This is a genomic window from Paenibacillus sp. 79R4, from assembly GCF_013393165.1.
In the GTDB taxonomy this organism is placed as follows: domain Bacteria; phylum Bacillota; class Bacilli; order Paenibacillales; family Paenibacillaceae; genus Fontibacillus.
Map to the genome: position 1 here is coordinate 170,386 of NZ_QJOT01000010.1, position 13,024 is coordinate 183,409.

Consider the following 13,024-nt stretch of genomic DNA (forward strand, 5'->3'; position numbering starts at 1 on the left):
CCATTCTGATATCTATTTCATCTCTGTCCCGTCCGCTCCGCTGTCCGCGAGAAGGCCTGTCACAAGACAGGTCAGTCGCGCGTCTGCAGCGTTGGGCTCGATGCGCCCCCTCACGCCGAACACCTCGCCGGGCGTTCGCTCAGTAATCGTGTCCGCGGGGGAGCCGCTGGCATACACCTGTCCTTTGTCCATCACCATAATCTCGTGGGAATAGGCAGCGGCATGATTCATATCGTGCAGCACCATCAGGATCGTCATGCCGTACTTGCGGTTTATATCGGATATGAGGTCCATGATCTCCCATTGATGGCTGACATCCAGATAGGTTGTCGGCTCGTCAAGCAGCAGAAGGCGCGGCTGCTGCGCCAGCGCGAAGGCGATCCAGACCCGTTGCCGCTCTCCGCCGGACAAGGCGGACAGCTTGCGATCCGCAAACTGCAAAGTTCCGGTCTGCGTCAAAGCCCAATCAACGATGTCCTCATCCTCCTTGCTCATGCCTGCCCAGGCCGGCTTGTGGGGGAATCGCCCATAGCCAACCAGAGTGCGCACCGTCATGTCCGGCGGTTTATCCTGACTTTGCTGCAGCATGGACAGATATCTGGCAAGACGACGCCTCGTATAGCTGCCGATGGGCTCGCCGTCAAGCAGGACTGAACCCCCGGCCGGCTTTAGCTGCCCGGCAATCACCTTAAGCAAGGTGCTCTTGCCGCAGCCGTTCGGGCCGATAATGCTATAGATTTTGCCTTCGTCAGCGCTCCAGTTCAGACGCTCAATCACGGAGCGGTTATTGTATTGGACAGCTATATTATCCAGCTGCAATGCCGTCATTCTCTCTCCCTCCTTAACAAATACAGAAAAAACGGCGCACCAAGAGCCCCCAGGATAATGCCAACCGGAAGCTCAATCGGCGCGAACATCAGACGAGCCAACGTATCGCAGACGGTGACAACGGCTGCGCCGAGCAGAGCGGAAGCGGGCAGCAGCAATCGGTAATCGCTGCCGATCAGCAGCCGGGCGGAGTGTGGCACGATCAGGCCGACAAAGCCAAGCAGGCCAACAACGCTGACCGCACTGGCCGCCAGCAGCGTAGCGATAACTGTCAGCAGCAGCCGGGCGGCCTCCACTCTCATTCCCAGGCCGCGTGCATTCGAATCCCCCAGCGCAAGCAGGTTCAGGTATACCGAGCCGGAGAGCGCCAGACTGACGCCAACCAGTGAATAAGGAAGCATCATGTGCAGCTCCGGCCAGCTCTTGGCCGCCAGTCCGCCCACCAGGAACACCAGCGCTCCATTGACCCGGTCGCTGTAGAAGGTCAGCAGCGCCGAAATACCGGAGCCAAGAAAAGCGGAGACCGCCACTCCCGCGAGAATGATGCGTACCGGCTGAACGCCCTGCTTCCAGGCCAATAAATAAATGATTGCCGCCGCCCCTGCAGCACCGATAAAGGCTGCCGGCGTCAGCAGCGACCAGGCCTGCGGAAACAAAATTAGAATGATGATACCAAGCAATCCGGCTCCCGAGGAGACCCCGATGATATGCGGATCAGCCAGCGGATTGCGCATGACTCCCTGCAGAATCGCCCCGGATAAGGCAAGATTTACGCCCACCAGCGCTGCAACCAATGTGCGAGGCAGGCGAATATTCCAGATCACTTCCCTCATAGGACCATCGAAGCCGTGAAACAGATACCGCCAAATATCCCCCAGTGAAATCGAGACGGCTCCGGTGCCAATGCTGAGCGAAATCCCTGCAAGTGCTGCAACCGCCAAAACAGCGAGGACAAGAACACCTTTGCGAGCCGGTTCGCGTTTAAGATTAGTTGCCATCGGTATAAGCATCGGGATATACAAGTTTGGCCAAATATTCAACCGACTCGTTCAATCGGAAGCCCGGATTCGACAGCAGCAGATCGGAAGGCAAAATCGCCATCCGCTTTTCCTTGATCGCACGCAACGAAGCCCAAGCCGGTTGTCCTGCCAGATCCGACTCGATCTTCTTCTCTCCGTCCTCGCGAGCCCCGTGGATCAAGATAAAGACATAATCCGGATCCAGCTCCACGATTTTCTCCAGACTGAACGGTGCCGTCGATGGACTTTTTTGCGAAGCCTCCAGTGTAGCCGCTACATTCTTCATATGCAGCATCTCAGCTACTTCCAACCCTACGGTGTGCTCACGCTGCACGGAAATACTGCTTGGCGTAACGTTTAGCATAATAAAAGTGGGAGCCTGATCAGCAGGCGCTTTTGCCGTCAAGTCGGTGATTTGGCTCTCCAGCGTGGATAACGCCTCAGCGGCTTTTGCTTCTGTACCAGCCAGCTTGCCGAACAATTGCGCCTTCTCCTTCAAATCCGTGTAGGTACTGAGTGTAAAAAGAGCAAACGGAACCTTGCTTTCTTCCAAAATGCCTGCCAGTTCGCTATGAAACGAGGTCGACCCGAGCACCAGATCGGGCTTGAGAGACAGCAGTTTTTCTGTGTTGACCGTTGTCATGCCTCCAACATCCTCAATTTCCTTGGCTTTGTCCGGCACGCTTCCTCCCGTTGAAGTAGCCCGGGCGATCGCTGTACCATCTACCGCATACCATAAATCGAGAAGCTGCGGGGACAATACAACAATTCTTTGCGGCTGTGCTGGAAGCTCTACCTCACGGCCGGCATCGTCCGTAAACGTTAGAAAAGGGGCATCTGCAGGCTCAGATAACTGAACGGCTGGAGCCGCAGAGCCAGCTTCTGATGATTCCACCGCATTGTCAGCTGCTGGCGGCTTCCCGCAGCCGGCGGCCAATATCAGCAGTAGAGCTGCCAATAGGGTAAGTGTAAAATGCTTGAATGGATACATAGATCTCTTCCTCCCAATTAAAAGCGTAATTTTTACTATTTAAGCACAGAATAATGTTTGTTTTATCTCTAATGAACTTCCGTTGTCTGTTCTTGCCCTAGTTCCTGCTGCGCTTTACTTCAGCATGGAATGGTGACAGGTTCAGCCGCTTACTGCTTCCCCAATAAGCATGATCATTCCCGAAGATACCAGCGAGGTTGCTGCTTGCTTCCCGGCCAGCTTGGCGGCAAAGGGCCAGCCCATTTCCTTTTTCACCGTCCACAAGGTAACCAGGCAGGCTGTTAGTGTAGAAGCGAGATAGACCAACAGAAAAACCTGATTGGCAGGCATAGAACGCAACAGTTCCCCTTCTCCCTGGTTTAACACCAGTAATCCGTCTTTACGTATTACGGAAAAAACAATGCCGCTCGCGGCATCGGGCGGGAGATGAAACAATCTGAGAACAGGCTCCGCTAGAGCCGAAAACCAGGTCATCACCCCGGCCCATTGCAAAGCGGCAGCGATCACACAAATGATAAGAAAAATGGGCATAGCCTGGAGCAAGAACTGCTTGATCACCGTGCGAAGCCGCCATTGTACAGCGCGAACTCCCGGTTTTTGCAGGAAGCTTTGAGCTTCGTAGGACGGGGCGGAGATATGTCCTGGCTTCCGGTTCCAAATCCGGGTATGCAGCGCTCCAACAAGCCCAAGTGCTGCTATGTAGGGCAAAAACAGCCAAGGATGCCCAGCCGAGCCGAACACGGACAAGGAAGCGCCGATCTGATAGCTGCAGGCGGAACCAAAAGTGATCAGCGATATACAGGATTTTCGGGTGCAAGCGCTGCAGGCCCGGCTTTGGAAGACCGCAACAACATTGCAGCCAAATCCCGACAGCACGGGGATCAAATCGCGGCCGCTTAACCCGATAACGCGTAGCCAGCCGTCCAGGGAATCGGTAATTCGGTCCTTGACGCCGCTCTCTTCCGCCAATGCCACGCTAAGGCCCAGCAGCAGAACGACCGGAAACGCCCACAGAAAGGAATAGCAGCCGAGGGTCAACAATCCATAATCGCCTATAAAGAAAGAACGAAGCAGGAAAGGCCAGCCGCTAAGCCCCTGCTTGATCGGATCAAGCACATTCTGATCAACGACGGGCTGTATCCAGGCTGAGAACAGATAGGCCAACCACACCGGTACCGCAAACAGCAAAAGTGTGAGCGCAAGCGACAAAGGGCGCCCCCAGAGCGGATGCTCAAACCAGGTAGCCTGCGGCTGCACGACAGGAAAGTGGGAAGGCATTAAATGGGCGGCTCCGGAGCGGATTGGACCCGCTCTCTTTAAAAGCCGGATCAACGCTGTCCTGTCCTCCAGCATCAATCTGCGGGCGTTCAGCAAGTAGACGGGAATGCCCAGCCAGTCAGAGAAATATTGCTGAAGCTCGGACAGTCCCGCCGGAAGCTTGTCGGCGAAGGTTAGCACCAGTGTCGCCCGCTTGCCGTCCGTATTTACCGATCGCAGCAGCAGCGGAAGCTCCTTTGCCACATGCGTGGCTCTGACGACCAGCATTACAATATCCGCATCCGCGGCGGCTTTTAGAGCTATAGTTGTGGTGTCGCTATCATCGCCCGCCCGGATGCCGGGAACATCGTCCAAATCTATAGAAGCTGTCACAGCTCCTCGGCGCGTTATCACAGTGGAGCCGCGAAAATTGGCTTCCTCCCCTGTCTCCTGCCCCGTTAGTCCACGGAAAAGAGCTGACTTGCCGGAGGACTCAAAGCCGATCATAACTACGCTTTGCCGTCCGACCTCCGCTTTTGTCAGCATTGGCAATCCTCTTCGCAGCAGCTCAGGTCGCTCAACAACATCCCCTGTTTGCGATATTTCTCCAGCACAGCCGTATCCAGTCCCAACCGTCTGGCGATCTCTCCGGCCACGACACCAAAGCGCTGTCTGAATTTATAAATAAAGCAAAATACCAAATGCTCGTGGCTTACGCTTGGCCCGGACACGAAAAGCCCCGGCGTCCGCACGGACTCATCAAATTCGTTAAGCAGCGCTGAACCATGATCGTCCCGATCAAATAAAGGCCCGATAAGCTCCAGACTGCCTCGAAAGCCGGTAGCCAGAATAGGAGCAGAACTTGTCTTAAGGATATGGAGGCTGCCCGAAGCATCTTCACAATACACGTGATACCCCCCGCCATCAGCCGGTTCAATCCGCTGAGCCTCATACCCATCCAACAATTCCACCCGACCATCCGCTACATTCCTCAGACGGTCCTTGGTAAAAGGCGATATTTCCATACTCTGATCGCTGCTGCCTTTTTCCACCCAGCGGATATTGCGCCCGATAATCGTGACCTTCCTACCTAATCCTGCCAGATGGATTGCAGCGTCAGCCCCGCTCTCATAACCTCCGATCACGATATGCTCCTCGTCTGCGATCTCTTTCCACTCTGCGACCAGACTGTTATGAATGCCGTATTCCGCGCCGGGAAAGCTGTCCAATCGCGGATACTGGAACTCTCCAGCGGCCCAGATCACAAATTTGCTGCGCAGAATGCCTGCTGATGTATCAAGCTCAAAGCTCCCGTCCGGTTGAGCATGTATGCCTGTCACATCTACCCCGGTTTGAACAGGCAGCTCCTTATACTCGGCTACCGCCTGCAAGTAATCCGCATACTCCTCTCCCGAAGGGTGCTCCGTTCCCAGCGTATAGGCTGGCGAGGTATCCAGCGTAATAGAGTTTAAATCCAGCATGCTATAGGCGTTGCCCGTAAAGGATGGGGTGATCATTCGCATCTCTTTGGGCCACATGCGAAAGGAAGCGCCAATGTCGCTCCTTTCAAGAATACGGAAATGTTCCAGCTTCAGTTCTTGCAGCAGACTGCCCAAACCGATTCCCGCGGCTCCTCCGCCAATAATGATGCAATCGAGTATTTCCAACATCAGCACCTCCCTGTTTTAAAATCGTAATTTTTACTATTAGTAGCGATAACTTTTCTTCTAAACGCCCAGCATAAAATCTGCTTAATCGTAAAAATTACGATATAGGTAGTATAATAATCTCTTCTTTTCCTTGTCAACAGGAAATCTCAAATCCTTTGTCGATCTTTTAAAATAAAACACAACTATGAAAAAGGGGCATATTTTCTGCTTTTTTTTGCATCCTAAGCTATAAATATCAAACTTATTTAGGAGCTGGATATGGACGACAACCAACTGCATACCATTACCAAGCTGCTGTCCGACTGCGCAGACATCGTCTATAAACCGCAATGGATATACGGACGGCACGGGACTTTAATCTATATTTCCTCTATCACAGACAGTCTTGCGATTCAGGAATATATCGTCCCCTCACTGCAAGGAGGAGCGCAACCTGGAGCAACCTGGGCGGATTTCAAAGCCGAACTGTCCGCCGGGACCGCCGTCCCTGTCCCTTATACTCAGGTGTCCACCCCGGAAGAAGCGGTGGAATGTATCGTACTTGGTCAAGCGGTGCTCTGCATTGAAGGCCATCCCGTTTTTTATTGTTTTGAAGTGACTCAATATAAGAAAAGATCGGTTACAGAATCGCAGCACGAGATGGTGATCGTAGGTCCCCAAGAAGCGTTTATCGAGGATATCGATAGCAATTTGTCCCTGCTGCGCCACAAACTGAAACATCCCGCACTCAAGGTAAAAAAAATGATGATTGGAAAATTTACCAAATCCACAACTTGCGTAATTTATATTGAAGGCTTGGCAGACAAGGAAATGGTAGAGGATATCGAACGGAAACTGAAGGCCATTTCTGTAGATGGTGTGTTCGGCGCCAGCTATTTGGCCGAATATCTTCAGGACAATCTCTCCATGTTCCCGCTCTTTCATTACACAGAGCGTCCGGATGCTGTGGCAGCCTCGTTGCTGGAAGGACGGGTTGGCATCATGCTTGAGGGCAATCCTAGCGTACTGGTGGTTCCGATGACAATGTTCTCCTTGCTGCAATCCTCCGAGGACTATTATCAGAACTATTACTCAGCCAGTTGGATCCGTATCGTCCGGTTTCTTTTTGCCATGATCGCCCTGCTGATGCCTTCACTATATATAGCTATTACGACATTTCACCCCCAGATCATTCCGTCGAACCTGTTGATTACCATCGCTTCAGCCCGCGAGAACATTCCGTTCTCCGCATTAATCGAAGGATTCGTGATGGAGCTCACTTTCGAAGCTTTGCGGGAAGCGGGTACCCGCATTCCCAAGCCTATAGGACAGACGGTATCGATCATTGGCGGTATCGTCATTGGGCAAGCAGCGGTACAGGCCGGCATCGTGTCCGCCCCCATGGTTATCGTTGTCTCCATCACGGGAATTGCTTCCTATATTATTCCGCATCTGGAGTTGGGGCTTGCTTTCAGACTGCTGCGCTTCCCGCTAATGATTTTGGGAGGGACTATGGGATTAATCGGGGTAATCATAGGATCCTTTCTTATTTACGCCCACATGGCCTCTTTAAAATCATACAATAAGCCTTACCTGGAACCGCTGGCCCCGCTGGTTCTGTCGGAGTGGAAGGATACCTTTTTTCGCTTTCCGTTCCCTTTGGGAAATATGCGAACTGGCTCATTTGTCAACAGACGTGGGCGAAAGGGGAAAAAACATCCATGAGAATACTGAAATGCTGCACCCTTTTGCTGCTGTTGGTCGGATGTACGGGTTGCTGGTCTAAAATAGAGCTGGATGAATGGGTGTTTGTTTATGGCCTTTTCGTCGATGCCGGCGATGTACCCGGAACCCTCAAAGTCACCATCAGCACGCCGCTGCCCAACCATTTGAACAATGGGCAGATCGCAGGCGGCAATAGTCCAGATGAAAAGTCGTATTCCACCATTACCAAAACGGCGAAAAATATCCCTGAAGCGCTGCAAAAAATCCAGGCGGATATGACTCGAAGACTCAACCTGTCCGAAATCCGCGTTATCCTGATCGGCAAAAAATACGCCATGCAGGGGATCGGGGATTTGCTGGAATGGATCAAACGGGAGTCCTCGGTATCTATGGGTGCTTTTATTCTGGCTACCGATAGTGTGAAAGAAGTATCCAGGTTAACGCCGGTTTACGAGCAAATTCCTACGCAAATTTTGGTCAGTTTTGCTTCCAAACGACATATGGTGGACACCAACGCCAAGGAATGTCTGATTTCCAACGCTTCAGGGTTTGGCTTTCCGCTTACTTTTTTGACTACCAGCCACATTCCCTCCGAAGAGCAGCCAAATCAAAACATGAATTGGACGGGGATTAACGGTGTCATGCTATTTAATCGGGAGAAAATGAAAGGAATTCTGGGCGTTGAAGAAGGCAGGGCTCTTGCCTGGGCATACGGGCGTTTGAAGAATCCGGTATATTCTATCGCTTGGGATCAGGGAAAAAGCCAGGCCAGCGTTTTTTTTACGAAAACCTCCTCCAAATACAAGGTTGAACTGCAAAAAGGCCGTCCTGTCTTTACCATTTATCTCAAAGGCCGAGCCAGTGTCAGCAGGCTGCAGCAAAATAAAATACAGGATTCAACGCAGCTCTCGGAGCTGATCATCGACAACCTTAACGAACGGATCGGCAGCGATCTGGAACGTGCAATGGAGGCTACGCGACAGGCTTCAGCTGACGTGTTGAAGCTGGGCCAGCTGTTGGAGTGGAAATATCCCGCTTACTGGAAAGAAAATAGCAAAAAATGGGAGCAAATATACCATAGGGATGCCATTATCAATGTAGCAACCGATTTTAAGATTAACGATTTTGGAAAACAAGTTCCTGATTCCTGATGGAAAGAAGGCATAAAAATGCGTACGACGCCATGGCAATTGTTCCGTTTTGCCTTTGTTTATTTTAATTCCCAGTCCGCCGTCTTCCTGGTGCCGGCTTTGCTGTCGAATAGCACCTACCAGGCTTGGATTGGAATCATCGGAGGATATTTACTCAGCCTGATGATTTTGTTAAGCATGATTTATATCGGCAGCAGGTATCCGGATCAACCCTGGGTGCAATTCGGAAAATCCTTAATGGGCAAATGGCTGCACGGATTATTTGTGCTCCTCTTGCTGCTCTGGTGCATCTACTACACCTCCTATGACATCGAGAGCTTCGCGCTCTTCTTCGGCTCCAATTACTTGAGGGATACACCTCCCTGGTTTATTCAAGCTGTTATCGTTCCCGTCATCATCTATACCGCTCTACGCGGCTTTCGGATTATGGCCTATATGTCGGACGGCTTGTTCCTGCTCATTATCTCGGCAACGTTTTTGATGTTTTGTTTATTCAGCCAACAGGCGGATTTTCGAATGCTTTCCGCACTGACTCACTACTGGGATACGTCCGGTCAATTCACAAACAGTTTAACCACGCTCTCCTGGTTTGCCGACTGGGTCGTCTTCTTCTTTATCGTTCCGGAAATGAAGCTGGATACCAAAGTTTTCAAAAATTTACTGGCCGTAGCTACCACCATCTGCGTTCTCGTTATCCTCGGCTGGCTGCTTGTAATATTAAATTTCACTCCTGATCTGGGCCGTCAGTTTCAGTATCCGTATCTGGAAATCATCCGCAGTATGGAGCCGGACCGGATTTTATCCAAAGTCGCTCCGTTGCTGATTGGATTATGGACCACGTCGATGTTCCTGCACAGCTCTTTTTTGATCTATACGGCGTCTCGCTGTGCAATGCACTTCACAAAAGGCAAGGGGAATAGCTTTTTCATCGTATTTTGTACCCTGATCGCCATGGTGACGGCATTCTATTACGCCAACCATTTGTCTCTCTACCAACAGCACTATTATTCTTTTGAAGTTGTGATCATTTGGGCGATCGTCGAATGCATCCCGGTTTATTACACGGCCGCCTATCTGATCGGACCTTACCGCAGACGCAAAAAAGCGCCGCCTGAAGCGGAAACCGCTTAATGGCGGCGCTTACCACCAGCTTAGCCCCGCGACGTGACGATGTTGAATTGTATATTTACACTCACTTCCCCCCACTCACCCAGGCTCTTTAAGGCAGTACTTCTTCAGGTGAAATCTGCCTGCTCTATCCACTTATAAATTTCTTTTAACACCTAAATAACAAAAAATTTAGCCCAAACGATTGTTAATTGTAAAAATTACTATTAATATAATGGGAGCGATGCATATTAATTAGTTACTAAAGGAGCTTTTATTTTATGGCACGGCTTCAGACAACCTTTCCGCCAGAACTGCTTACTTTTAAAACGATGTTTATCAGCATTTTTCTGGAAGCTCTTCCGTTTATTCTGCTCGGTGTAATTTTCTCCTCCTTGCTGCAATGGTTCGTCTCGGAGCAGCGGCTGGCGCGAATCATCCCGCGAAATCCCTTGCTCGGCATGCTGTTCGCAAGTCTCGCCGGCATGCTCTTTCCGATTTGCGAATGCGGCATGGTTCCGGTAATACGCCGGCTTATCGCCAAAGGAATGCCGGTTTATATCGCCACGGTCTTTATTTTAAGCGGACCGATTGTGAATCCGGTCGTACTTTTTGCCACCTATACCGCCTTTCGCAATCGCCCGGAGGTGATTTACTCCAGAATGGGGTTAGCCGTGGTTGTCTCTTTCGCTGTCGGACTTATCGTATACCGCTTTGTCCGCTACAATCCGCTGCGCTTGAATCTTGAAGCCTTCTACGATGAAGGTCCCGCAAGCCGCAGCCATGATACCTTGACGGACAAATTCGCTGCATTTTTTACGCACACGCTGAATGAATTTTTTGAAATGAGCAAGTTTCTTGCCATCGGCGCCTTGATAACCGCAATGATACATACATTTATCAATACAGGCCAATTGGCAGCCTACGGTCAAGGCCCGGTGTCATCCCACCTTTTGATGTCCGGCTTTGCTTACCTTCTGTCGATATGCTCCACCTCGGACGCCTTTGTAGCCTCTTCTTTCGTCAACACCTTTTCCGCAGGCTCTCTGATTACCTTTCTGGTGCTGGGGCCGATGCTTGACTTAAAAGGAACACTGATGCTGCTATCAGCGTTTAAAGCGAAATTCGTATTGACATTGGCGGTGGCTATCCTGGCCACGGTGCTCCTTTTCAGCATCGGGCTGGATCAATGGCTGCTTCAGTAGGGCACGAAAGGAGCGTATTATGAAAAACCGGAAATCGATCACTCTATTTCATCATATCGTCAGAACCGTTTTATTACTCGGCCTCTCCGCTTATATCGCCTATTTGGTCGAATCGGACAGCCTGCAATTGTATATTGGCATACGCATCATGCCTTTGGTGAAAATATCGGCCCTGGCCGTTTACGCGCTCGCCGTCATTCAGGGGTTTGTTGCCTATAGAACCTACAAGGGCTCCGTCATCGAATGCGATTGCTGCGGCAATCCGCCGGAACAGCCATGGCCCAAGGCAAGCCTCCTTTACCTTGTGCTTGCCCTCCCGCTACTGCTCGGATTCCTGCTGCCCGATACCGTGCTTGGCGGTTCCTTCGCCAACAAGAAGGGCATGATCTTCGGGGTTGGAGCTTCTCCCCACGCTGCGTCGGGTTATTTGCCGCCAACCGCAGCCGCGGTCGATTCGGGCAACCTTCAGGCCGATCCCTCCGCCACTTCACCAGAAGATCCCTCTGCTTCCGCAGCTACCGGGAATACTGAGGCCGCAACGGTTGGCAAATCAGGTGGAGCGACGGAATCCCTGGATGGCTTGTTCCAAGCGGAGAATGAGTTCGAGCAGGAGCTTGCCGAACTGGCTAAACGCATCTACGTGCTGCCGGTTATCCGTGTCAAACCGGAAATTTATATGGAGATCCTGTCTTCGGTTGTAGTATTCAGGCAGCCATTTATCGGCAAAGAGATTGAAATCGCCGGTTTTGTCTACCGCGAGCCGGATCTCACAGACAACCAACTGGTGGTCGGCAGAATTGCCGTCCAGTGCTGTACGGCGGACGCGACTCCTTACGGGGTAATGGCCGAATACGCCGGCGCCTCGGAGCTTAAAGATGACACCTGGGTCAAGCTGAAAGGCACCATCGGCCAAACGGACTATAACGGAAACACCATTGTCAAAATCGATGTCACGGAAGCTGAACCGATCGAAAGACCGGACAATCCGTACATTTATCCCAACTTTGATTTTTTGGAGACTAGTGTTGAATAAATAAGGATATGCGAGTCAGGAGGAATTTTTCATGCAAACACCCGTGATCATCCTCAGCGGATTTCTGGGCAGTGGTAAAACGACACTGCTGCTTGAGCTGATTAAAACGCTGCACAGCCGGAGTCTCAAGCCGGCAATCTTGATGAACGAGCTGGGCAAAGCCGATGTTGACGGCCAGATCCTGTCCGAAGCTGTACAGGGGCTTCCACTGGAGAAGCTGTTTGACGGCTGTATCTGCTGCAGCAAAAAAAGCGAAATTTCCGGTTCTCTCAGAGGCTTGCTCGCTTTGGCCCCCGACGTGATTCTCGTCGGGCTGACCGGCGTCGCCAATCCGGAGGAAGTCGTCGATGCCATGGCTGAGCCTGAGCTGCTGAACGAGGTCACCCTGCACAAGATCATCACCGTGATCGACGCTGAAAATGTGCTGGAGTACAGCAGTATTTTCTCCTCCGATAAAGAACTTGTCCATACGCTCCGCAGACAGCTGGAGGTTGCGGACTTGATCCTCGTCAATAAGCGGGATCTTGTCACCGACTTGCATCTGTCCAAAGTGGCCCGCTTGATTCAAAAACATAACGAGCAAGCCGTTGTCTACAACACCATGTACGGGAAATTTAATTCCGATGCTGTAATTGCCGAGCTTAAGCCTTTAAACCGTCAAGCTGCAACCTCCGCCCGGTTCAATGTTGTCTCTCACCCGCATCACCCTAGTTCCCATCAACATTCCAGCTCGCCCGGCGGGCAGGGGAACGCTTCTTTTTCCCGCATTCAAAGCGTCTTGATTCCCGTGAGCGGGCAAACTCCGGTTCCTTTGAGGAAGCTGGAAAAATGGCTGAAAGCGAAGGGAAAACATGTGCTGCGCGCCAAAGGCTACGTCCTTCTGGACGGTTCCCGCAGCGCCTCGCTGATCCAGTTCTCCGGCAAGCAGATCCAGCATGAACGAACGGAATACCCAGGTCCTTATTATATAGTCATCATTGGTTACGAATTGGATGAACCCGCCTTACTGGCAGACTGGCAGACCGGTGTGGTCGGCTGATCCATGCATTTGCTGCATGC

General features: G+C 51.6%; 11 protein-coding genes. 6 read left to right on the top strand and 5 right to left on the bottom strand.

Features of this window, described 5'->3' with window-relative positions:
• Positions 1–12 precede the first annotated feature (12 nt).
• The 5 genes from DMN77_RS15940 to DMN77_RS15960 form a co-directional block, all read right to left on the bottom strand.
• Positions 13–828 carry an ABC transporter ATP-binding protein gene (locus DMN77_RS15940; protein ID WP_179015663.1) on the bottom strand — a complete coding sequence of 272 codons (816 nt, stop codon included), beginning with the start codon at positions 826–828 and terminating at the stop codon, positions 13–15.
• Positions 825–1,826, bottom strand: coding sequence for a FecCD family ABC transporter permease (locus DMN77_RS15945; RefSeq protein ID WP_179015664.1), 1,002 nt, complete (start codon positions 1,824–1,826; stop codon positions 825–827). The genes DMN77_RS15940 and DMN77_RS15945 overlap by 4 nt, the downstream gene beginning before the upstream one ends.
• Positions 1,816–2,838 (bottom strand): ABC transporter substrate-binding protein, encoded by a 1,023-nt coding sequence (locus DMN77_RS15950; protein WP_179015665.1) that lies wholly within the window; start codon positions 2,836–2,838, stop codon positions 1,816–1,818. The genes DMN77_RS15945 and DMN77_RS15950 overlap by 11 nt, the downstream gene beginning before the upstream one ends.
• Before the next feature lie 141 nt (positions 2,839–2,979).
• Entirely contained in the window at positions 2,980–4,641 is a 1,662-nt protein-coding gene (locus DMN77_RS15955) for a nucleoside recognition domain-containing protein (RefSeq protein ID WP_179015666.1), read from the bottom strand.
• On the bottom strand, positions 4,635–5,765 hold the full coding sequence (locus tag DMN77_RS15960) for an NAD(P)/FAD-dependent oxidoreductase (RefSeq protein ID WP_179015667.1): 1,131 nt from the start codon (positions 5,763–5,765) through the stop codon (positions 4,635–4,637). Before DMN77_RS15960 ends, DMN77_RS15955 begins: the two co-directional genes overlap by 7 nt.
• 258 nt (positions 5,766–6,023) lie before the next feature.
• Between DMN77_RS15960 and DMN77_RS15965 the strand changes: the two genes are divergently transcribed.
• From DMN77_RS15965 to DMN77_RS15990, 6 genes are all read left to right on the top strand, one after another.
• A complete protein-coding gene (locus DMN77_RS15965; protein ID WP_068780553.1) occupies positions 6,024–7,469 on the top strand; it encodes a spore germination protein in 1,446 nt (481 codons plus the stop codon).
• The gene (locus DMN77_RS15970; protein ID WP_179015668.1) at positions 7,466–8,620 is read left to right on the top strand and encodes a Ger(x)C family spore germination protein; all 1,155 of its coding nucleotides are present in this window, start codon (positions 7,466–7,468) and stop codon (positions 8,618–8,620) included. Before DMN77_RS15965 ends, DMN77_RS15970 begins: the two co-directional genes overlap by 4 nt.
• A gap of 18 nt (positions 8,621–8,638) precedes the next feature.
• Complete coding sequence (locus DMN77_RS15975; RefSeq protein WP_179015669.1) at positions 8,639–9,751, top strand: GerAB/ArcD/ProY family transporter; 1,113 nt, start codon at positions 8,639–8,641, stop codon at positions 9,749–9,751.
• Positions 9,752–10,008: 257 nt separating this feature from the next.
• Positions 10,009–10,932 (top strand): permease, encoded by a 924-nt coding sequence (locus DMN77_RS15980; RefSeq protein WP_068780550.1) that lies wholly within the window; start codon positions 10,009–10,011, stop codon positions 10,930–10,932.
• A gap of 19 nt (positions 10,933–10,951) precedes the next feature.
• Positions 10,952–11,965 (top strand): TIGR03943 family putative permease subunit, encoded by a 1,014-nt coding sequence (locus DMN77_RS15985; protein ID WP_179015670.1) that lies wholly within the window; start codon positions 10,952–10,954, stop codon positions 11,963–11,965.
• 31 nt (positions 11,966–11,996) lie between these two features.
• A complete protein-coding gene (locus tag DMN77_RS15990; RefSeq protein WP_179015671.1) occupies positions 11,997–13,004 on the top strand; it encodes a CobW family GTP-binding protein in 1,008 nt (335 codons plus the stop codon).
• Positions 13,005–13,024: the final 20 nt, after the last annotated feature.